The following is a 20590-nucleotide window of genomic DNA, read 5'->3' on the forward strand; positions in this document are numbered from 1 at the left end:
TCCCTCTTTATAAAAGAGGGACTTTTCCCCCTTTGAAAAAGGGGGATTAAGGGGGATTAAAACTCAGTTAAAAAACAATATTTGTGACCCAGTTGGGATGTGAAAACAGCCTCCCAGCACACGGAGAAAAAAATTGAAAGACTTGCTCGATATCATGCGCAAAAAGACGGATTCAGACGGTCATGCTCCAGTAGAGTTTGATCGCATCCGTATTGGTCTTGCGTCACCAGAAATGATTAAGTCATGGTCTCACGGTGAAGTTAAAAAGCCAGAAACCATTAACTATCGTACGTTCAAACCAGAACGTGATGGTTTATTCTGTGCCAAAATTTTTGGTCCAGTAAAAGATTACGAATGCTTGTGTGGTAAATACAAGCGTATGAAATACAAAGGCGTCATTTGTGAAAAATGTGGCGTAGAAGTAACGACTGCAAAAGTTCGTCGTGAGCGTATGGGTCACATCGAACTAGCTTCTCCAGTTGCACACATTTGGTTCTTAAAATCACTTCCGAGCCGTATTGGTCTATTGTTAGACATGACTTTACGTGATATCGAACGTGTATTGTATTTTGAATCTTATGTGGTGACTGACCCAGGTATGACACCATTTGAGAAATACCAACTTCTCAATGACGAAGAATACTTCAATGCTTTAGAAGAGCATGGTGATGAATTCACAGCGAAAATGGGTGCTGAAGCGGTTCAAGACTTGTTAAAAGACATCGATCTTGAAGCTGAAATTGCTCGTTTACGTGAAGAAATTCCACAAACAACTTCAGAAACTAAGCTGAAAAAAGCCTCTAAGCGTTTGAAGTTGATGGAAGCGTTCAAAGAGTCGAACAACAAGCCAGAATGGATGGTGATGAATGTACTGCCTGTACTTCCACCAGATCTTCGTCCGTTGGTTCCACTTGAAGGTGGTCGTTTTGCGACGTCTGACTTGAACGATCTTTATCGTCGTGTGATTAACCGTAACAACCGTTTGAAGCGTCTTCTTGACCTTGCAGCGCCAGACATCATCGTACGTAACGAAAAACGTATGTTACAAGAGTCTGTTGATGCCTTGTTAGATAACGGTCGTCGTGGTCGTGCAATCACAGGTTCAAACAAGCGTCCGCTTAAATCTTTGGCAGATATGATCAAAGGTAAGCAAGGTCGTTTCCGTCAAAACTTACTTGGTAAGCGTGTTGACTACTCTGGTCGTTCGGTAATTACTGTAGGTCCAAACCTACGTCTGCACCAATGTGGTCTTCCGAAGAAAATGGCACTTGAGCTATTCAAGCCGTTCATCTTTGCCAAACTACAAGCTTCAGGTCAAGCAACTACCATTAAAGCTGCGAAGAAAATGGTTGAGCGTGAAACGCCAGAAGTTTGGGACGTTCTTGCCTCTGTGATTCGTCAACACCCAGTGATGTTGAACCGTGCGCCTACACTTCACCGTTTAGGCCTTCAAGCATTTGAACCGATCCTGATTGAAGGTAAAGCGATCCGTCTACACCCGCTTGTCTGTGCTGCGTTTAACGCCGACTTCGACGGTGACCAAATGGCGGTACACGTACCATTAACGCTTGAAGCACAATTAGAAGCGCGTGCGTTAATGATGTCCACCAACAACATCTTGTCTCCTGCGAACGGTGAACCAATCATCGTACCATCTCAGGACGTGGTGTTGGGCTTGTATTACATCACGCGTGATGCAATCAATGCCAAAGGTGAAGGCATGGTGTTTGCTGATACGCACGAAGTAAACCGTGCACTTGCAACGGGTCAAGTTGACTTACACGCTCGCGTAAAAGCACGTGTACACCAAACCGTAATCAATGAAAATGGTGAGCGTGAGCAACAAACTATTGTTGTAGATACGACACCAGGCCGCTGCTTGCTTTGGGAAGTTGTGCCTGAAGGTTTAAGCTTCGAGCAAATTAACCTAGAGATGAACAAAAAGAACATCTCAAAGTTAATCAACTCTTGCTACCGTAAATTAGGTCTAAAAGACACGGTTATTTTTGCAGACCAATTGATGTACTTGGGCTTCCGTCAAGCGACACGTTCAGGTGTTTCTGTGGGTATGGAAGACATGGTTATTCCACCACAAAAACAAGCAATTATTGAAAAAGCAGAAACTGAAGTTCGTGAAATTGAACAACAGTTCGAGCAAGGCTTCGTAACTGCGGGTGAGCGTTATAACAAAGTGGTCGATATTTGGGCACGTACCAACGACCAAGTTGCTAAAGCGATGATGGACAACTTGTCATTCACAACTGTGAAAAACAAACAGGGTGAAGACGAGAAGCAAAAATCATTCAACTCGATCTACATGATGTCGGATTCAGGTGCGCGTGGTAGTGCGGCACAGATTCGTCAGTTGGCGGGTATGCGTGGTTTGATGGCGAAACCAGATGGTTCGATCATTGAAACGCCAATTAAAGCGAACTTCCGTGAAGGTTTGACGGTACTTCAGTACTTCATTTCAACTCACGGTGCGCGTAAAGGTTTGGCCGATACCGCATTGAAAACAGCGAACTCAGGTTACTTGACACGTCGTTTGGTTGACGTTGCACAAGACTTGGTAATTACTGAGCCAGATTGCGGTACTTATGGCGGTTTAGTGATGACATCATTCATTCAAGGTGGTGATGTCATTGAAAACCTTGGTACGCGTGTATTAGGTCGTGTAACTGCAGAAGATGTGAAGAAAGCGGGTTCAGACGAAGTTATTCTGCCACGTAACACACTCATTGATGAAAAACTTGCTAACTTCTTAGAAGAGCAAGGTGTCGATGAAGTAAAAGTACGTTCAGTGGTATCTTGTGAATCGACCTTTGGTGTATGTGCGAAGTGTTATGGTCGTGACCTAGCACGTGGTCACTTGGTGAATCCAGGTGAATCTGTGGGTGTAATGGCTGCTCAATCGATTGGTGAGCCAGGTACACAGTTAACCATGCGTACATTCCACGTGGGTGGTGCGGCAAGCCGAACTTCTGCAGCCAACAGCGTACAAGTGCGTAACAAAGGTTCAGTACGTTTCCATAACGTGAAAACTGTACAACACGCTAAAGGTCACTTGGTATCTGTTTCACGTTCAGGTGAAATTGGTATTGCCGATGAGTTAGGTCGTGAGCGTGAGCGTTATAAACTGCCATACGGTGCGTCAATCTTGCTCAAAGATGGCGAAGCGGTAGAAGCTGGCGGTATTGTGGCGACTTGGGATCCACACACGCATCCACTTGTGACCGAAGTTGCGGGTAAAATCCGTTTCAGCCAAATTGCTGATGGCGTGACTGCAACCTCGAAAACTGATGATGCAACAGGTATGACCACAGTTGAAATCTTGCCAGTGACTTCACGTCCTGCGTCAGGTAAAGACTTACGTCCTGCTGTGGTATTAGACACTGTGGATGGTGGCGAACAGTTCTACTTCTTGCCACAGAACACGATTCTTTCTGTCCGTGATGGCGAAAATATCGGTGTGGGTGACGTTATTGGTCGTGTACCACAAGAATCTTCACGTACTCGTGATATTACCGGTGGTTTACCACGCGTTGCAGACTTATTTGAAGCACGTAAACCAAAAGAGCATGCGATTCTTGCAGAAGTGTCAGGTATCGTGAGCTTTGGTAAAGAAACCAAAGGTAAGAACCGTTTAGTGATTACACCAGATGATGGCTCTGAGATTTACGAAGAGTTGATTCCAAAATGGCGTAACATCAACGTGTTTGAAGGTGAGCATGTGAACCGTGGTGAAACCATTTCTGATGGTCCACAAAACCCACATGACATCTTACGCTTGAAAGGTGAAGTGGCATTAACCAACTACATCGTGAACGAAGTTCAAGACGTTTACCGCTTACAAGGTGTAAAAATTAACGATAAGCACATTGAAGTCATCGTGCGTCAAATGTTGCGTAAAGTTGAAATCACCGATGGTGGCGATACGAGCTTCATCAAAGGCGAACAAGTGGATTACATTCGCGTGGTACAAGAAAACCAAGCTGTACTTGCACAAAACAAGTTCCCAGCGAAGTTTGAACGTCAATTGATGGGTATCACCAAAGCATCGCTTTCAACAGACTCGTTCATTTCTGCTGCATCGTTCCAGGAAACTACACGTGTGTTAACTGAAGCGGCTGTAACAGGTAAAGAAGATGATTTACGTGGCTTGAAAGAGAACGTTGTTGTGGGTCGTTTGATCCCAGCAGGTACGGGTCTTGCTTACCACTTAGAGCGTCGTCGTCAAGAAGCTGAAGCTGCTGAATTGGCATTAGTGAATGATTTCTCTGATGTAGATCAAGCATTAAGCCAAGCATTTAGCGATGAATTTAACGATCTCTAATTCGTTTTAAAGCATCATTTAAAGACGCCTTTCGAGGCGTCTTTTTTTGCCAACGTTTTAGTTGCATATTTTGCTTTAATAAAGCCGCAATATTGCATATAGTGAATTAAGAACAATTTAAAAATATCAAGAAAACTAAGGGGATAGCTTATGCAATTTAGAGGACTGACACTGTGTTTATCGGCAATGCTACTGAGTGTGTCTGTTTCGGCTGCACCAATGCCAAACAGCATTGTGGTGAAAGATAAAGCCATTGTGCCTATTCTAAAAACTGAAGTGATTCGTACAGTGACAGGTGAAAAGCCTATACGCCATGTAGAAGCCACGATTTTTGAAGTGAGCAATCAGGGTAAAGATATTGTGGCAAAGGAAGTTGTTTTTGATGATGATCAAGCACAGTTTTCAGAGAAACAATTGGGGTATTCCTGTGATTCAAAAAGGTGGGGTGATTGTACCAACCTCAAAAATTGAGTTGAATAAAACCCTAAAGCAGGATGGTAAAGTCATTTCTGAAGTGAAAACGATTGATGCAGAAGGCATGGAATATAAGCAGGGGCAGGCGCCAATTCATCGCACATTAAAACTGGATCGGGTCAAAACGCCTGAAAGCAAAGAAACAGTTTCTCATGCTGTGTTTACTGAAGATGGACAAACCACACGTGATGTGGTGGTACTTGAAGAAGAGGGTACAGAATCCTTTATGATGCCTTAAGCATTTTACAGAAATACTCATATCTTACTGTGCTTGGTAACAGATTTTTCAAAGTTGATGCCGCAAGATGCACTACACTTAAAATCAACAACAGCGGGGAGACATCGCGATGAAAAAAGTATTGAGTGTATTGGCAATTGCCACAGTATCGACCATGCTTATGGCGGGTTGTGAAAGCATGAGTTCTAATGACCAACGTATTGGTGCTGCAGCATTAGGCGGTGCCGTTGGTGGCGCAGCGGGTAACAGCGTAGGTGGTAGTGTTGGTGCAGCAGCAGGCGCAGGTGCAGGTGCAGCAGTTGGAAGTAAAACCCAAGATGGTTCTAACCGTAACGCAACCTATAGTGGAATTGGCGGTGCGATTGGTTCAATTTTAGGTAAAGAAGTGATTGGCGGAAATGCGGGTGCTGCAATTGGCGGTGCTGTTGGTGGCGGTGCAGGCGCTGCAATTGAGCAAAAACGCTAATTTGATCTGACCAGTAACTTGATCGATTAACGGCTTTGTTGCACAAACCTATCTGTAAAGGCTTTTTCAGCGATATAATTTTCAAATGAAGAAGCCTACACACAAAATCTACAGTACAACCAATTGGCCCGCATATAACCGAGCACTCATGAGTCGCGGAAATATTGCCATTTGGTTTGATCCTGCTACGCAATGGTATGCTCCATCAAAAGGCAAACAAGGGCGAAATCAAACCTACTCCGACGCAGCTATCCAATGCTGCTTAATGATTAAATCCTTATTCCGTCTATCTTTACGTATGGTCACTGGCTTTGTGCAAAGTCTGATTAAACTTTGTGGATTAAATTGGACCGCACCAGATTACAGTACGCTTTGTAGAAGACAAAAGCATATTGATATTGCAATCAGCTACCAAAAAAGTAGCGATGGGCTGCATCTACTCATAGACTCTACAGGCATGAAGTTTCTAGGTGAGGGCGAATGGAAACGCAAGAAACATGGACCTGAATATCGTCGCCAATGGCGTAAACTTCATATTGGTATAGATGCCAAAACCCTTCAAATACGCGCTATTCAACTCACTACAAATAATGTGAGTGATTCACAAGTACTTGGTGATTTACTCGATCAGATTCCTCAAGATGAGCAGATTGACTCTGTTTATACCGATGGAGCTTATGATACCAAGCAATGCCGTCAGGTCATTGCAGATCGGCAAGCACATGCGGTGATTCCACCTAGAAAAAATGCGAAACCATGGAAAGATACAAAGAGTAGCTCGCTAGCGCGAAATGAATTACTTCGAACAGTTAAACGTTTAGGCAGGACACTATGGAAAAAATGGTCAGGCTATCATCGCCGCAGTTTGGTGGAAACCAAGATGCATTGCATCAAATTATTAGGCGATAAATTAATGGCAAGAAGCTTTCCTAGTCAGGTGAATGAGATTCATGCACGTGTAGCAGTCTTCAACAGATTTACGGAATTAGGTCGACCAGTTACCCAAGTTACGCCTTAAATTTGGCTCAATTAGGGGCGCTTTGCATTTCAAATCTTTGTGCAACAAAGCCATTTCAATGCCTGCACCCCGATAGGGTGGATAGCGATTTAAAAAGTATTTGGAAACGATAGGAAGTTGCTGTAATTTTTTGATGAGATTCATGTGATATTTCATAGAGCCTAGAGCAGATTGTCTTTTATATTAGTATGAAATTTAAGCAAACCTATGGCATATTTTGTTATTCTCAACAGCAATCGTGTCAATAAAAACCAACAGGATGTTTATGCAAGCGCAAACGCAATGGATTGAAACCTCTGATCGACAACAGCTTTATGTCAAAACTTGGGGCGAAAAAAAAGCACCTGCACTGATTTTGGTGCATGGCTATCCAGATAACCAAGAAGTCTGGGAACGGGTGATTGCCGTGTTGGTGCAAGATTTTTATGTGGTGAGTTATGATGTGCGCGGTGCGGGACAATCCTCCATTCCTAAATCCATTCGTGCCTATAGCTTGGCTCAATTGGCTGCAGATTTAATGGCTGTTGCTAATGCCGTTTTGGGGCAGCGTGCATTTCACTTGGCAGCTCATGACTGGGGTTCAATTCAGTCTTGGGAAGCAGTGACGGATCCAGAATTAAAGGGACGAATTTTATCGTACAGCAGTATTTCAGGCCCATGTTTGGATCATGCAGCGTTCTGGATGCGTAAGCAGTTTTCTGAAAATAAAATTAAATTTTTCAAACAAATGCGTAAATCTTGGTATATTGCCGCCTTTCAACTTCCTGCACTTGCACCTACAGTTTGGCAGTTCTTTCAACCTGAACAATGGCGTCAGGTGGTGATGCGTTTAGAACGTGATCAAGATATTGCGATCAATCCTAATATCCGCAAAGATGGGCGCTATGGCGTCAATTTATATCGTACCAATTTTATCCCACGTTTATTAAAGCCGCGTCAACGTTATGCAATTTGTCCTGTGCAAGCTATTGTCTTGAAATGTGATCAATTTGTGGGTGCTGAATTGATTGATGAAATGTCGCTTTGGGTAGATGATTTTCAACGTGTGGAATTGGCAGCTAATCACTGGGCGATTCTTAGTCAGCCGCAAGCGGTTGCTACTGCCATCCGTGATTTTGCTTTAGGTCATGCAAATTCACATGCTGCAGCAATTTAAATCAGAAACGCTTGTCGGAGTTGAATGTTTGGTCAACTCCAATCTGCATAATCTCTGATAAAATAGCTTCTTTTTTGAATTTTCATCTCTTATGTTCGCAATTCTTGCTGCCATTGCAATCATGTTCGGATTGTCGTTGGCTCGTGTGCCTGTGGTTTTTGCCTTGGTTATTGGTGCAGTTTCAGGTGGTTTACTGGCTGGTTTAGGCTTACAAGGCACTTTAGATGCGTTTAATAATGGCTTAGGTGGTGGCGCTAAAATTGCCTTGGCTTACGGTATTTTAGGTGCATTTGCTTTGGCTTTGGCACGGTCAGGTTTACCAGACTTATTGGCGTATAAACTGATTCGCACCTTAACAGGTAGCAGTAATACTAAGGTACAGAACCGCGTTAAATATCTGATTTATTTTACTGTGGCTTTGGCAGCGGTCTTCTCACAAAACTTGATTCCAGTGCATATTGCATTTATTCCTGTATTGATTCCACCTTTATTGAGTGTTTTCAATCATTTAAACCTAGACCGTCGTGCAGTGGCTTGTTTGCTGACTTTTGGTTTGGTTGCCAGCTATATGTTTGTTCCTGTCGGTTTCGGTGCAATCTTTCTGAATGATATTTTGGCGCACAATATCAATACCTTTGGTGCTCCGTATGGTTTTGCCATTCAAAATGAAGATATTCCTGCTGCCATGTTTATTCCTGTGTTTGGGATGTTTATTGGTCTATTGTTTGCGTTATTTGTAAGTTATCGCAAGCCACGACACTATCTAGATGTGCAGGTAGCACGTACTCAAAGCATTTCGAGTGAACTCAATGCAGACACAACAGGGTCAAGCTTACAAGCACCGCAAATTGCTAAATTTACGCTGTGGATGGCAGTGTTTGCGATTATTGCAACCTTAGCAGTGCAATTGTATTCAGATTCGATGATTCTGGCAGGTTTGGTGGGTGTTGCCATTTTAAGCTGTGCAGGAATTTTCAAATGGAAAGAAGCGGATGATGTGATTATTACCGGTATGCGGATGATGGCACTCATCGGCTTTATTATGATTGCTGCACAAGGTTTCGCAGCAGTGATTGAAGCCACCAATCAAGTACCTGCTTTGGTAGAAGCGTCGGTGGAATGGATTGGCAATAGCAAAGCTTTGGCTGCATTTTTAATGTTATTGATTGGTTTGTTAATCACCTTGGGGATTGGCTCATCTTTCTCTACCGTGCCTATTTTAGCGATTATTTATGTGCCTTTATGTTTGCAGTTCGGTTTTAGCCCTGCAGCAACCATTGCGATTATTGGTACAGCAGCAGCCTTAGGAGATGCGGGTTCTCCAGCATCGGATTCAACCTTGGGGCCAACTTCGGGTTTAAATATGGATGGGCAGCACGACCACATGAAGGACAGTGTGGTACCGACTTTTATTCACTTTAATATTCCATTGATGATTTTTGGTTGGATTGCAGCGATGGTGCTGTAAATTATCACCAAAATTTTTAAGCACACGTGTTCAGAATAGGCTGGGCACGTTGCAGCATCGTGCTAAAACGACAAGAAGAATCTTCCTCAAATTCATCCTCAAATCTGCCTATTGAAACCCAATACAAAATTCAAACTCTCTAACAAAATGATCCATTTTTCGTTGTCATCAACTTCTAATATTAGAATGAAGATGATTTTAATTCTCTTTATTTAATTTGGATAATTTTATTGATTTTCTATGATTTAAAAATAGAAAGTCTGAGTGAATTAATCTATTTAAAATAAATTTGTTTTAATTTTTAAATAAATATAAGATGTATTTTAAATAAATCTTTTAATATATTTTTAAAATAAAATTGAGTAATATAGTCGGGAAATAATAATATAAACTCTATTAATTAACTCGGATTTTAAAACCAAGTAATTTGGTCTATTTAAAATAAATTTATATAATAATGAATAGCTTATAAAATAATTAAAATATTATGTTTAATATGTGTTGCATATTAATAGTGGTCGTGTTTAATATTAATTAAGCGTTAAGATTTTTATTCTAAAGGTGGTTTTGAAATGTTAAAGCAAGTTGCTCTAATTGCATTAATGGGAATGTCTGCTTCTGCTATGGCAGGTCAATGGCAAGTTAAAGTTGGTGGTTCTGTAATTTCTCCAACACAAGATACAGATATTCTAGGTGGTGCAGCTAATGTTGAGGCTGATCATGAATATGCATTTACACCTTCAGTAGAATATTTCTTTAATGATAATATCTCTGCAGAATTATTGTTGGCTACGCCAATTAGCCACGATGTGTTAGTGAATGGTGATTCTGCTGTTAAGATTAAGCATTTACCACCAACATTGACTGCTAAATATAATTTTAAAAATTCAACCCGTTTCACACCATACATTGGTGTCGGTGGTACTGCATTTGTTGCATGGGATGAAAAATCTGATTTAGGTAAAGTTAAGGTAAAAGAAGACTTTGGTTTTGCAGGTCAAGTCGGTTTTAACTTCCAGCCAGCCGATGCAAAAAACTGGGGCGTATTCTTTGATGCACGTTATGCACAATTAAGCCCAGAAGTTGAAATCGAAGGTTTAAAACCATTTGATCTAGACATCGACCCAATGGTGTACACCATCGGTTATAGCTACAAATTCTAATCATAAAAAGTAGCTTTTTATAATAATAAAAATCAGCGCAACCCCATATTTATGATGGGGTTTTTTTTATTGCAAAAAATAACAAATGTACCGAATGAAAAAATTGAGAGCATATGCCATGTTCATTTACAGTCTGAAAGATAAAGTAAAGAACGATAAAAAAAGGAATTAATTCATGTTGATCAAATACGGTTGGTTTGTGTGTCTTGGTTTAATGCTAAGCGTTGCAGGCCATGCGGCAAGTTTTTCTTGTGAGAAAGCCAAAACACAAACCGAACATGCCATTTGTGAACATCGTGCGGTCAATGATGCCGATGTGAAAATGGCAACCACCTATCGTATCGTCAGCCGCTTGGTCGCTATGGGGACACGTTCACAAATTCGTGATGAACAATTTCGCTGGTTAGAGTTGCGTGATCGTTGTGGTACTTCAGTCGATTGTTTAACCCAAGTGTATAATTTGCGTCAGCAGAAATTAGAGGATCATTTAAATCAGGTCTATCAACGTGCACCTTTTTAAATTTTTCTGGGTTTAGGCTTGAAAAATTAGGCAATCACTCCAATTCATAAACACATCCAACAATAACCATGTTTATGAATTTAAGGAGTGATGAATGAGCGAGCACAGCCAAAAACACAGTTTCCAAGCCGAAGTGGCGCAGTTATTACATTTGGTGACCCATTCTCTTTATTCCAACCCTGAAATTTTCTTGCGTGAACTGATTTCTAACGCATCGGATGCCTGCGACAAATTACGTTTTGAAGGCATCAACCATCCTGAATATTATGAAAATGATCCAGATTTACGTGTGCGTATCCGCTTAGATCAAGACAAGAAAACCCTGACCATTTCAGACAATGGCATTGGTTTAAGTCAGCAGGATGCGATTGAGCATTTGGGTACCATTGCCAAATCGGGCACCAAAGACTTTATGTCAAAATTGACGGGCGATCAAAAAGCCGATGCGCAATTGATTGGTCAATTTGGTGTGGGTTTCTATTCAGGTTTTATCGTGGCAGATAAAATTACTGTGGAATCACGCCGTGCAGGATTGGCTGCAGATGAAGCCGTGCGTTGGAGCAGTGCGGGTACTGGCGAGTTTGATGTCGAGCAAATTCACAAAGCAGAACGGGGTACCGATATTATTCTGCACTTGCGTGAAGATGCGCTGGATTATTTAGAAAGCTACAAAGTTAAGCAGATCATCAATAAATACTCTGATCACATCAGTTTGCCAATTCAAATGCAGAAAGAAGTATGGCAGCAAGAAGAAGCAGCTGAAGGTGAAACACCGAAAGCAGGTCAGTATGTGAAAACTGATGAGTGGGAAGCAATTAACTCGGCCAGTGCGTTGTGGACGCGCAATAAAAACGAAATTAGTGCAGAACAGTACATTGAGTTTTATAAAAACCTCAGCCACGATTTTGACGCACCATTGGCATGGGCGCATAACCGTGTTGAAGGCAGTACTGAATACACTCAGTTGTTGTATGTGCCAAGTAAAGCACCGCACAACATTTTTACTCGTGAAGCCAAAGCGGGGATTAAATTGTATGTGAAGCGCGTATTTATTATGGATGAGGCAGACAACCTGATCCCGAACTATCTACGTTTTGTACAAGGTGTGGTGGACAGCGCCGATTTGCCATTGAACGTGAGCCGTGAGTTATTGCAAGAAAGCCGTGATGTGAAAACCATCCGCGAAGGCAATACCCGTCGTGTGTTGACCATGTTGGACAATTTAGCCAAGTCTGAAGATGAAAAAGACCAAGAAAAATTTAAGCAATTCTATCAAGAATTTGGTTCAGTTTTAAAAGAAGGCTTAGGCGAAGACTTTGGCAACCGTGAACGTATCCTGAAATTATTACGCTACGCTACTTCAAGTAATGATGACATCAGTACCTCATTGGCGGACTATAAAGCGCGAATGAAAGAAGGTCAGAAAGCCATTTACTACGTTACGGCAGACAACTTGAACGCAGCAAAGCATTCTCCACAGTTGGAGTTGTTTAAGAAAAAAGGCATTGAAGTGTTGTTGATGGCAGAACGCGTAGACGAGTGGGCGATGAACTTTGTGCAGGAGTTTGATGGCACGCCAATGCAAAACGTATCTAAAGGTGCGGTTGATTTAGGCGATCTACAAGATGCTGAAGAGAAGAAAGCTTTAGACGCGGCTGCAGAACAATTTAAACCTGTGGTTGAGCAATTGTCTGCATCTTTAAGCGGTAAAACCAAAGAAGTGCGTGTGACTACACGTTTGGTTGATTCCCCTGCTTGTTTGGTAACAGGTGAAGGTGAACTGTCACCACAATTGATTCGTATGTTGAAGGATGCAGGGCAAGCTGTACCTGATATGAAGCCAATTTTGGAAATCAACCCAGAGCATCCTTTGGTGAAAAAATTACAGGACTCCAATCAATTTGATGATTTGGCGCATGTGATTTTTGATCAAGCTGTGATTGCTGAAGGTGGCTTGCCTGAAGACCCAGCGGAATATGTGAAACGTATTAATAGCTTACTGTTAAAGTAAGTCTGCTTTCGCATGAACATGATCGATGATGCGTTGTACAAATAATGCATCGTCATCTTGCAAGATCATCTTGCAAAAAAACCAAGTCCTGTTCGCAAGACTTGGTTTTTTAATTTGGCTTGATTGTAGATGTTACCTGTTTAGAAAATGGCTTCTAAACGCACTAAAGCACCGAGATAATGATTACGATCTGCGCGATCATCATTTAAATAATTGACATCGCCCTGAATAAAGAACCATTCACGTAAAAATGGTTGACGCCAAGAGACAAATGGCCCCCAACGATTTAAACGTAAGTCATCATCGTGATAAAAACCGCCTGTATAAATGCCATAGTTAAAGCGGTTGCCTGCAAAGAATTGATGTTGTCTAAAGGTGTAGTTGTCCCAAACCAAATCATCATCTTGTTCATCGGCATAGGTCAGGCTAAATTGATTGGACAAGAAAGCCTGATTGGGGCGTGCGTGCGTGAGCTCCAAGTTGGTTCTGAGATAATTTTCACTGTCGATGCCATAACGATAAATTTGTTCGGCATGAAAAGAGAAATCATTTTCCAAAGTCCAGTCTTTAGAGGCTTTTAAACGCAGATAAATATCATCGCCAGAACGTACCCCTAAATCGACATCTGTTTCAAAAGGTAGACGCTCGGCAAAGTTCGACCAACGTAATGCCAGAGAACTGTTGTCTTCACGGCTACGTTTGCTGTCTACGGTTTTGTCTGCGTCATGCACTGGGTTTTCGTTGGTAATGGCGACGTTATTTTGCAATTCGTTATCGAGCGAGTCATCACCAAAGACCACACTGAGTTTATTTTCAAGCGTAGGCAGTTGGATTTTCCCGCGAATACGAGGTTTGACTTCATATTCATTATGCTTATCCCAACTGCTATCGACCAAAACCCGTAAAGTGGCTGAGGCAGGCTGTTCAGGACTCGGTTCACCAAACCAGTTATCCAGTTTATGTGCTGTTTTATCTGCCCAATTACGAATATTTTTTTGACGTTGATCGAACCAAGTTAAATGTTCCGTTTCTGCGGCGGCAGGTACAATGGGTTCATTGGATTGTTCGGGTAACACTGTCGGTGTGGCATCAATCCAACGTGGAATTGTGTAATAAAAACTGCTTTTATCTACTGCACTTGGCGGAGCGACAGGCAATTCATAAGGTGGCAGTGACGTATGGGCTTGATCCACTGCTTGAGTTGATTCTTGTGCAAAAGTGATGCCTGCGACCCCACTTAAGAGACAGCTTAATATAAAAGGCGATGTGTGCTTTATTCTTGACATTATTTACTGATCTTTAAGCCATTTTTGTTAGTGTTGAAAATCTATGAGGTAAAAGCAAGACTTGGCTACAAAATCATAATATAAACGGCAGTTTTTAGGCAGAAACCTCTTTTTCTTGATACATTTGAAGTGCTTGGCATAACTGCAAAGCATCAATCGGTTGCTGTAATTGGGAGATGACTTTTTGAATCATTTGCCAACTAATACCTTGTTGTCGATCTAATAAAATGTGCGGTATAGCTTGTTCAGTACGGGACAGTTGTAAGCGCTTTTGACCATGAATCACACGAATTTTTTGTCGTTCTTTCAGTAAAATCAAAGGGGTATGACTCTGTGCTTCACTTTCTTCAAACTGAATAAACTTAGTAGTTTGAATGTGCTGTATCGGAATGAAAGGAAAATAATGCTCTTGCTGCCACACGATTTGAGCATCATGACTATAGCATTGAAAAAGCTGATCGAAATCAAATAAATGTTCTTGTAATTTTTCCCAAGAAATTTCACGTATTGCTGCAATTTCATGTTCAAACTGTTGGCAAAAGTTTTGAGTCAAACGAATCGCTTGCATTTGATCTAATGCGCCAAGCAGTACCACATATTTAATAAAGCGTCCTTGCGTATTGGTTTGTTCTGCCAAATATACCGCACGCGCCAACACCTGTTGCTGATCTTCTTCGGGATCAGACAAATGCACCAATACATCGGCATATTGCGTGACTTCTGGCGCTTCAGGCAAAAAGACCCGATACAACTGTGCTGACTCATTTTGGCTAAGATTGAGCGCAGAAATGGGGCAACTATATTGGCTTAACAATAGATTATAAGCTGGGTTGACGCTTGGTTTTTGCGTGCCAGCCGTCATCTGGGCAGTATCTATTGTCGTTGCATCAGGCTGAGTTATATCCAATGTTGCATTGGAAATGATCGTTTGGTCTGCTGTCGGTTCAATTGTAAGTTCATCTTTAGCCACGTCCACAACTTGAGTATCAGACGAGGCAACTTCTTCTGTAGCGATGTGGTCTGTAATGAATTCAAATTGAATTGGCGAATCTACAGCTTTATTTTCTTCCAAGTCTGCAGTGACAAAGACTGGCTGAGTTTGTGCTGCTTCTATCGTTACAGTTTGAGCAGCTTCTAGCACAGCAGCTTGCTTGAGTTCTGCATCGGTTTGAAGGCAGTGATATTGTTGCTGCTGTTCCAACATCCAGCGATAGACCTGCTCTAAATCTTGAAACTCACTTAGTAAAGCAGTGCGGTCAGCAGCAGGAATTAACCAAATTTGCCAACCTGCTCTCGGTTGATACAAAATCGCCCAACCTGCTTCAGGCTGTTGATAAAGTACTGTTTCAAGTGTTTCTGGTTCTGTAAATACGCCACAAAAAGATTGTGCATATAAACTTTGTTCTGCAAAAGTTACCGCAGTTTGAATTGGATTTTGTGAGGCTTTAAATGTGAGCAACTGTTTTTGAAAAATCGGTTTATCGCACAGCATAAAAATTTCTTTAATGCGTGCTTTGGCTTTGGCTGTTTCATACAGACTGAGTCTTTTATGCGTTAAAGCATCAATTAAGTCGCGTAATTCTTTAATCAACAGTGATTTTTCTAGTGTATTCATTGATGCATACTTAAATATGTTGTTGTGCTTTTTCCAAATAATCTGCCAAGACAATATTCAGAGCCAATTCAATCAATTTATATTCTGCCGATTGTGGTTGAGGATAGCGTTTGGCTAATTCGATTAAATGGCTGACCTCAATCGCTTGAGGTGGAATTTTTCTTTGTATAAGTGCTTGAAGTTGTTGCATAGGCATCTGCTATAGCAATGAAAACAAAATCACTTTAATTATATGGATTTAATTAAAAAATACATGCTAAAAATTGTCAGCTTTTGTGCTTTTTTAGACATTATTGACAAAAAATGCGCTTTTTATATGAAAAATAATCAAAAAAATTTAAATCGCAGTGCCAAAAAAGTATTAGCAATTGGGTAGAACACAGTTTTTAGATGTTGCATGGACGATTTAAAGCAAATTTAGCATTAGAAAAACAAACAGCAGCCTGCTTTAGACTGCTGTTTGGGGAGAGAAATGGGAGAGATTAATACAGCTAAAATTAGTGGATAAAACGCGTAACTTAAGCTGCCTTTTGCGAAGTTGGTTCATTTACAACAGCTTCAGATGCAGCCGATTCTGTATTCACTTTTTGATTTGGAAAATCAGGTACATGCACAATTTGAGCAGATACATTTGCAGCAATTGCTAAAAGTGAAACCATCAAAACAGATTTAAACATATTCATGGGAATATCCATCCAAAGTGTTAATGTCTAGGCAGAAGAATAGACATCGTAGGGAGATCAAACGAAATAAAAAATTCACATGAATCATAACAAAGTTTAAAATTTACAAAATGATCATTTCGGCAATTATTTTAAAAATAGCAATATAAAACAATATATTAGAGTTTTAGCTCTAGTTTTTTTTGTAGGCTTAAATGGTTGAGATGTCTGCAAAATTTGTATTTAGATAAGTCTGAAATGCGGGTGAATGGTGACAGTTTTTGACAGTGTGAAATCATGTAATGTTTTGGCTGTGATTGGTTAAACAGTCTAAAAATGCGGTTTTTTTAATCTATGATGGAATTCCAATAACGATAAAGGACAGTGAGAAAATCATGGCAATTGCAAAAGTAGTTGAAGTTAATTCAAGCAGTACAAAAAGTTTTGAAGACGCGATTCAGACTGGAATCGCTAAAGTGACAGAAACAATTAAAAATGTCCAAGGGGCGTGGATTAACGAACAAAAAGTGGTGGTTAAAGACAATCAAATCACGGAGTATCGGGTCAATTTAAAAATCAGCTTCTTGGTTGAATAACACCTCGCTTCATTAACGAAGCATAGTAAGATGACAACTAACCGAAGCATGGTTGCGGGGCAAAGCTGGAACTTTGACCCATTTTAAAAGCACAAAAAATCCCGTAATGGGATTTTTTTGTGCGTCTAATCAGCCGGAAGAACACTATTCAGCCTTGTCTGTATTTCAATCTTAAGCTTTGGGTTCAGACACATCGCATTGTTCTGCATCGCAGCTTGCTGCATCTTCAAGCTCTAGCTCGCTTGCTGTTTCAAGGGCTTTTTGCAGAACTTGCACAAAAACTTCGCGTGGCTGCGCACCTGCTAAAGCAATACGCTGATCAAATACGAAGAACGGTACGCCAGTGACGTTTAATTGTTCACGTGCAACTTCTTGGTCAAATTTTACAAAGTCGGCATATTCGTCAGAATCCAAAACATCATCCACTTCTACAGGGTTCAGCCCAATACGTGATGCAACATCTTCTAGTGTTTCACGCTCGCCAATTGCCAAACCTTGAGTCATATAGCTATAGAAAAAAGCTTCTTTGGCTTCGCTGCCCAAGCCTTTACTTTGCGCCAAATGCACCAAACGATGGGCATTAAAGGTATTGCCTGAATTGGCATTTTCCCATTGAAAGTCAATGCCTTCAGCTTTTGCCATTTCGGCAATATTACGCTGCATGTCTTCTACTTCGGCAAGGCTGCGCCCATATTTTTGTGCCAAACGCTCTGAATTGGACACTTCCTGACGCGGTGGCGCATCTGGATCGAGTTCAAAACTGTGCCAATGCACTTCTAATTCTACACCTGCTTCTTCAGCAGCAGCCTCTAAACGTTTTTTGCCGATATAGCAAAACGGGCAAACAATATCTGACCAAATATCAACGCGCATGAACAATCTCAAATTCTGTTTTTTACTAAGATGGGGATGTTACATAAAATTTAAAGCATAAAGCGATGCTAAACTTATTTTTGAGCATCTGGTCAAATAGCGTCATGGATACAGAATCATATAAAGGTATAAATGAATTGATTTATTTCACTATATTCTAATGGCTGCATTAGAAAATAAGCATAAAATGCTATACAAATGTGACAGGCTTCACGCTAAGATATTGCAAATACTAAAAAATAAGAGGGCACGCATGCGACGTATAGTGCTAATTATAGGATGTGCAACGCTGCTGATTTTTGGCGGGATGTTTTATCAATATCAACAGCAGCAAAAACAAGTCACTCAATTGCATGCTTATCAAAATGTGATTTATGAAAAAGCCGAACAAATTTTTGTACAGGCACAGGATTGGTCTAAGCCGATTCAAATTGACTTAAAAGATAATCGTTTAGATGGCGACTATCAAATTATGGCGAGTTTTGTCTTGAGTCACATGGTGCAAAGTGCCGAAGCGCGCAATAGCTATTTACGTGAATTAAAAGCCTTGAATTGGGATCAGTTTTTAGATCCTCAACGACTTGCTGCAGATAAAAAACAAGACTATGCCGATACCGAAGCCATGTTGGTGCAAGTACGTGCCATGGTAGAGCTGTATCAGGAACATTTAGAACAGCATGAAGCGATGGCTTTGGAGCAGATTGAGAATCTTGAAATCAATCATAATTTGCGCCGTCATTTAGCAGAATCTTTGCTAGAAAGCCGCCATAATGACCAAGGACACGCATTATTTGAATTGGAAAAGAAAAATTTGGGTAAGGCGTATGTGTTGTTTGCAATTTAAAAAAACAATAAATGGGAGCTCAAAAACAATACCTTCATGTTCTATGAAGATGCAGCCTTGAAAGAATTTAATGCGGTATATCAAGAGATGGTGCAGCTCAATACGCAAATGCAAGAGATCACTCAGCAGCATCAGCGGGCACTGGAAAGCAAGTTGTAAGGTCTGGCAAATCCTTACATCAAATTGTCAAAAGAATGTCATCTGCCGTTCAAATCTCTTGCCTAAACTGTGCCTGTTGATTTAATTGCTCAGCTAGGCAGGTCCAATATGAACAGCATTCAAGTCTTTGATGATATTCAACAACTGTATTTGCAATTCTTAGAAAATAAAAACTACCCGAAACTCGAAAATTTAAATAATTGGGGCAAGAACCGTTACTTCTTTAATCAGCACTTTCGTTTGGTTGAAGATTGGCATCAGACTGAACAAATTGTGATTGAATTTAATCAACAATATTATTGCTTGGATACAGGCAGCGCCCCAGACTTTATGGATAAAGAACGCTATATGACATGGTTGATGGGGGAGTTGTTGGTTTAAGCCGTGCAGGTAAATCACAACTGATCAGCCATCTAGTCTTCAAGATAACAATGCAAAAGAATAAAATTTAAAAATTAGAACAGCTCAAAACAACAAAATAAAAAATCCCCGCATGATGCGAGGATTTTTTTATTACGAAGACTTTTTACACACGCTCAATAATTGTCGCGATACCTTGACCAAGACCGATACACATGGTCGCAAGACCAATTTGCGTGTCTTGTTGTTCCATCACGTTCAACAACGTGGTGGTGATACGCGCACCTGAACAACCCAATGGGTGACCGAGTGCAATTGCACCACCGTTCAAGTTCACACGATCTTGCTGATCATAAATGCCTAAGCCTTTTAGAACAGATAGACCTTGTGCAGCAAACGCTTCGTTTAATTCAAAGGTTTGAATGTCTGCAATTGACAAGCCCGCACGTTTAAGTGCTTTTTGCGTTGCAGGTACTGGGCCATAACCCATGATTGCTGCATCACAGCCTGCAACGGCCATAGAGCGAATCACCGCACGTGGTTTCAAACCTAATGCTTGTGCACGTTCAGCAGACATAAGCAACATCGCAGAAGCACCATCAGACAATGCTGAAGATGTCGCCGCAGTTACGGTACCGCCTTTCGGATCAAATACAGGACGTAAAGCTTGGAATGCTTCAAGGTTAGCATCTGGACGAATCACTTCGTCGATGTCGCATAGTTGTTTAAAGCCGTTTGCATCATGACCTTCAATGCCAATGATTTCGTTTTTAAAACGGCCTTCTTGCGTTGCAGCCCATGCACGACGGTGTGATTCCACACCAAAGGCATCTTGCTCTTCACGAGAAATACCGTTCATGCGACCCAACATTTCAGCAGTTAAGCCCATCATGTTTGAGGCTTTGGCATAGTGCTTCGATGCAGCAGGGTTGATGTCGATACCGTGCATCATGCCCACATGGCCCATGTGCTCTACACCACCAATGATGAAAATATCACCCTGATTGGTTGCAATTTGTGCCGCAGCGGTGTGGATCGCTTGCATTGAAGAACCACACAGACGGTTTACAGTTTGACCCGCTACTGTTTTTGGAAGATCAGCCAATAAAGCAATATTACGACCAATGTTCATACCTTGTTCTAGGGTTTGGTTAACACAGCCCCAGATCACATCTTCAACTTCGTTGACATCAAACTGGTTACGAGCAACTAAAGCACGAACCAATTCAGCCGATAGACTGTCAGCACGTACATTGCGGAACATACCGTTTTTGGTTTTACCCATTGCAGAACGTACGCCATCAACGATGACAACGTCACGTGGATTTAAAGTAGCCATTCACGTTGC

General features: G+C 41.2%; 21 protein-coding genes. 14 read left to right on the forward strand and 7 right to left on the reverse strand.

From position 1 onward, the window contains the following. Positions 1 to 133 precede the first annotated feature (133 nt). From rpoC to F947_RS11410, 5 genes are all read left to right on the forward strand, one after another. Positions 134 to 4333 carry a DNA-directed RNA polymerase subunit beta' gene (rpoC, locus tag F947_RS11395; protein WP_004975785.1) on the forward strand — a complete coding sequence of 1400 codons (4200 nt, stop codon included), beginning with the start codon at positions 134 to 136 and terminating at the stop codon, positions 4331 to 4333. 150 nt (positions 4334 to 4483) lie between these two features. Continuing rightward, entirely contained in the window at positions 4484 to 4804 is a 321-nt protein-coding gene (locus tag F947_RS14865; protein WP_004975786.1) for a hypothetical protein, read from the forward strand. After that, the gene (locus tag F947_RS14870) at positions 4761 to 5045 is read left to right on the forward strand and encodes a hypothetical protein (RefSeq protein WP_004975788.1); all 285 of its coding nucleotides are present in this window, start codon (positions 4761 to 4763) and stop codon (positions 5043 to 5045) included. Before F947_RS14865 ends, F947_RS14870 begins: the two co-directional genes overlap by 44 nt. 109 nt (positions 5046 to 5154) lie before the next feature. Beyond that, the gene (locus F947_RS11405) at positions 5155 to 5511 is read left to right on the forward strand and encodes a hypothetical protein (RefSeq protein ID WP_004975789.1); all 357 of its coding nucleotides are present in this window, start codon (positions 5155 to 5157) and stop codon (positions 5509 to 5511) included. 85 nt (positions 5512 to 5596) lie between these two features. Further along, on the forward strand, positions 5597 to 6529 hold the full coding sequence (locus F947_RS11410; protein WP_082188695.1) for an IS5 family transposase: 933 nt from the start codon (positions 5597 to 5599) through the stop codon (positions 6527 to 6529). Here F947_RS11410 and F947_RS14875 read toward each other — a convergent pair. Further along, positions 6497 to 6673, reverse strand: coding sequence for a hypothetical protein (locus F947_RS14875; RefSeq protein ID WP_171062598.1), 177 nt, complete (start codon positions 6671 to 6673; stop codon positions 6497 to 6499). The two genes, F947_RS11410 and F947_RS14875, sit on opposite strands and share 33 nt — an antisense overlap. Before the next feature lie 121 nt (positions 6674 to 6794). Between F947_RS14875 and F947_RS11415 the strand changes: the two genes are divergently transcribed. The 5 genes from F947_RS11415 (at position 6795) to htpG (ending at position 12847) form a co-directional block, all read left to right on the forward strand. Then, positions 6795 to 7685, forward strand: coding sequence for an alpha/beta fold hydrolase (locus F947_RS11415; RefSeq protein WP_004975793.1), 891 nt, complete (start codon positions 6795 to 6797; stop codon positions 7683 to 7685). A gap of 91 nt (positions 7686 to 7776) precedes the next feature. Then, positions 7777 to 9153 carry a Na+/H+ antiporter family protein gene (locus tag F947_RS11420; protein WP_004975794.1) on the forward strand — a complete coding sequence of 459 codons (1377 nt, stop codon included), beginning with the start codon at positions 7777 to 7779 and terminating at the stop codon, positions 9151 to 9153. Positions 9154 to 9725: 572 nt separating this feature from the next. After that, on the forward strand, positions 9726 to 10316 hold the full coding sequence (locus F947_RS11425; RefSeq protein WP_004975796.1) for an OmpW/AlkL family protein: 591 nt from the start codon (positions 9726 to 9728) through the stop codon (positions 10314 to 10316). Positions 10317 to 10491: 175 nt separating this feature from the next. Beyond that, entirely contained in the window at positions 10492 to 10836 is a 345-nt protein-coding gene (locus tag F947_RS11430) for a lysozyme inhibitor LprI family protein (RefSeq protein ID WP_004975799.1), read from the forward strand. 94 nt (positions 10837 to 10930) lie between these two features. Then, the gene (gene htpG / locus F947_RS11435; RefSeq protein WP_004975801.1) at positions 10931 to 12847 is read left to right on the forward strand and encodes a molecular chaperone HtpG; all 1917 of its coding nucleotides are present in this window, start codon (positions 10931 to 10933) and stop codon (positions 12845 to 12847) included. Positions 12848 to 12987: 140 nt separating this feature from the next. Here the strand turns inward: htpG and F947_RS11440 are convergent, their stop codons facing one another. The 4 genes from F947_RS11440 to F947_RS14760 form a co-directional block, all read right to left on the reverse strand. After that, positions 12988 to 14133, reverse strand: a complete 1146-nt coding sequence (locus F947_RS11440; protein WP_004975804.1) for a hypothetical protein — start codon at positions 14131 to 14133, stop codon at positions 12988 to 12990. A 94-nt stretch (positions 14134 to 14227) separates the two neighbouring features. After that, positions 14228 to 15748 (reverse strand): hypothetical protein, encoded by a 1521-nt coding sequence (locus tag F947_RS11445; RefSeq protein ID WP_004975806.1) that lies wholly within the window; start codon positions 15746 to 15748, stop codon positions 14228 to 14230. Between the two features lie 10 nt (positions 15749 to 15758). Beyond that, entirely contained in the window at positions 15759 to 15938 is a 180-nt protein-coding gene (locus F947_RS11450; protein WP_004975807.1) for a hypothetical protein, read from the reverse strand. Between the two features lie 328 nt (positions 15939 to 16266). Continuing rightward, positions 16267 to 16431: a hypothetical protein gene (locus F947_RS14760; RefSeq protein ID WP_004975808.1), complete on the reverse strand. Its 165-nt coding sequence runs from the start codon at positions 16429 to 16431 to the stop codon at positions 16267 to 16269. Between the two features lie 374 nt (positions 16432 to 16805). Between F947_RS14760 and F947_RS11455 the strand changes: the two genes are divergently transcribed. Next, entirely contained in the window at positions 16806 to 17006 is a 201-nt protein-coding gene (locus F947_RS11455; protein ID WP_004975809.1) for a dodecin family protein, read from the forward strand. Between the two features lie 171 nt (positions 17007 to 17177). Here F947_RS11455 and F947_RS11460 read toward each other — a convergent pair whose 3' ends face one another. Then, on the reverse strand, positions 17178 to 17879 hold the full coding sequence (locus F947_RS11460) for a DsbA family oxidoreductase (RefSeq protein WP_004975810.1): 702 nt from the start codon (positions 17877 to 17879) through the stop codon (positions 17178 to 17180). A gap of 253 nt (positions 17880 to 18132) precedes the next feature. Between F947_RS11460 and F947_RS11465 the strand changes: the two genes are divergently transcribed. From F947_RS11465 to F947_RS11470, 3 genes are all read left to right on the forward strand, one after another. Continuing rightward, positions 18133 to 18723: a hypothetical protein gene (locus F947_RS11465; protein ID WP_004975811.1), complete on the forward strand. Its 591-nt coding sequence runs from the start codon at positions 18133 to 18135 to the stop codon at positions 18721 to 18723. Positions 18724 to 18759: 36 nt separating this feature from the next. Continuing rightward, complete coding sequence (locus F947_RS14925) at positions 18760 to 18882, forward strand: hypothetical protein (protein WP_267283332.1); 123 nt, start codon at positions 18760 to 18762, stop codon at positions 18880 to 18882. Positions 18883 to 18990: 108 nt separating this feature from the next. Continuing rightward, the gene (locus F947_RS11470) at positions 18991 to 19263 is read left to right on the forward strand and encodes a hypothetical protein (protein WP_004975814.1); all 273 of its coding nucleotides are present in this window, start codon (positions 18991 to 18993) and stop codon (positions 19261 to 19263) included. 145 nt (positions 19264 to 19408) lie between these two features. Here the strand turns inward: F947_RS11470 and fadA are convergent, their stop codons facing one another. Further along, a complete protein-coding gene (gene fadA / locus F947_RS11475) occupies positions 19409 to 20581 on the reverse strand; it encodes an acetyl-CoA C-acyltransferase FadA (protein WP_004975824.1) in 1173 nt (390 codons plus the stop codon). Between the last annotated feature and the right edge of the window lie 9 nt (positions 20582 to 20590).

Origin of the sequence: Acinetobacter towneri DSM 14962 = CIP 107472 (assembly GCF_000368785.1) — a bacterium.
In the GTDB taxonomy this organism is placed as follows: domain Bacteria; phylum Pseudomonadota; class Gammaproteobacteria; order Pseudomonadales; family Moraxellaceae; genus Acinetobacter; species Acinetobacter towneri.

Bases quoted from the DNA above. Each gene is read 5' to 3' on its own strand.
- F947_RS14875 (WP_171062598.1), bottom strand. From the start codon at position 6,673: ATGAATCTCATCAAAAAATTACAGCAACTTCCTATCGTTTCCAAATAC.
- F947_RS11470 (WP_004975814.1), top strand. From the start codon at position 18,991: ATGAACAGCATTCAAGTCTTTGATGATATTCAACAACTGTATTTGCAA.
- F947_RS11405 (WP_004975789.1), top strand. From the start codon at position 5,155: ATGAAAAAAGTATTGAGTGTATTGGCAATTGCCACAGTATCGACCATG.
- F947_RS11410 (WP_082188695.1), top strand. From the start codon at position 5,597: ATGAAGAAGCCTACACACAAAATCTACAGTACAACCAATTGGCCCGCA.
- F947_RS14925 (WP_267283332.1), top strand. From the start codon at position 18,760: ATGTTCTATGAAGATGCAGCCTTGAAAGAATTTAATGCGGTATATCAA.
- F947_RS11415 (WP_004975793.1), top strand. From the start codon at position 6,795: ATGCAAGCGCAAACGCAATGGATTGAAACCTCTGATCGACAACAGCTT.
- F947_RS11460 (WP_004975810.1), bottom strand. From the start codon at position 17,879: ATGCGCGTTGATATTTGGTCAGATATTGTTTGCCCGTTTTGCTATATC.
- F947_RS11445 (WP_004975806.1), bottom strand. From the start codon at position 15,748: ATGAATACACTAGAAAAATCACTGTTGATTAAAGAATTACGCGACTTA.
- F947_RS11465 (WP_004975811.1), top strand. From the start codon at position 18,133: ATGCGACGTATAGTGCTAATTATAGGATGTGCAACGCTGCTGATTTTT.
- F947_RS14760 (WP_004975808.1), bottom strand. From the start codon at position 16,431: ATGAATATGTTTAAATCTGTTTTGATGGTTTCACTTTTAGCAATTGCT.
- F947_RS11420 (WP_004975794.1), top strand. From the start codon at position 7,777: ATGTTCGCAATTCTTGCTGCCATTGCAATCATGTTCGGATTGTCGTTG.
- F947_RS14865 (WP_004975786.1), top strand. From the start codon at position 4,484: ATGCAATTTAGAGGACTGACACTGTGTTTATCGGCAATGCTACTGAGT.
- F947_RS11450 (WP_004975807.1), bottom strand. From the start codon at position 15,938: ATGCAACAACTTCAAGCACTTATACAAAGAAAAATTCCACCTCAAGCG.
- F947_RS11455 (WP_004975809.1), top strand. From the start codon at position 16,806: ATGGCAATTGCAAAAGTAGTTGAAGTTAATTCAAGCAGTACAAAAAGT.
- htpG (WP_004975801.1), top strand. From the start codon at position 10,931: ATGAGCGAGCACAGCCAAAAACACAGTTTCCAAGCCGAAGTGGCGCAG.
- F947_RS11425 (WP_004975796.1), top strand. From the start codon at position 9,726: ATGTTAAAGCAAGTTGCTCTAATTGCATTAATGGGAATGTCTGCTTCT.
- fadA (WP_004975824.1), bottom strand. From the start codon at position 20,581: ATGGCTACTTTAAATCCACGTGACGTTGTCATCGTTGATGGCGTACGT.
- F947_RS11440 (WP_004975804.1), bottom strand. From the start codon at position 14,133: ATGTCAAGAATAAAGCACACATCGCCTTTTATATTAAGCTGTCTCTTA.
- F947_RS11430 (WP_004975799.1), top strand. From the start codon at position 10,492: ATGTTGATCAAATACGGTTGGTTTGTGTGTCTTGGTTTAATGCTAAGC.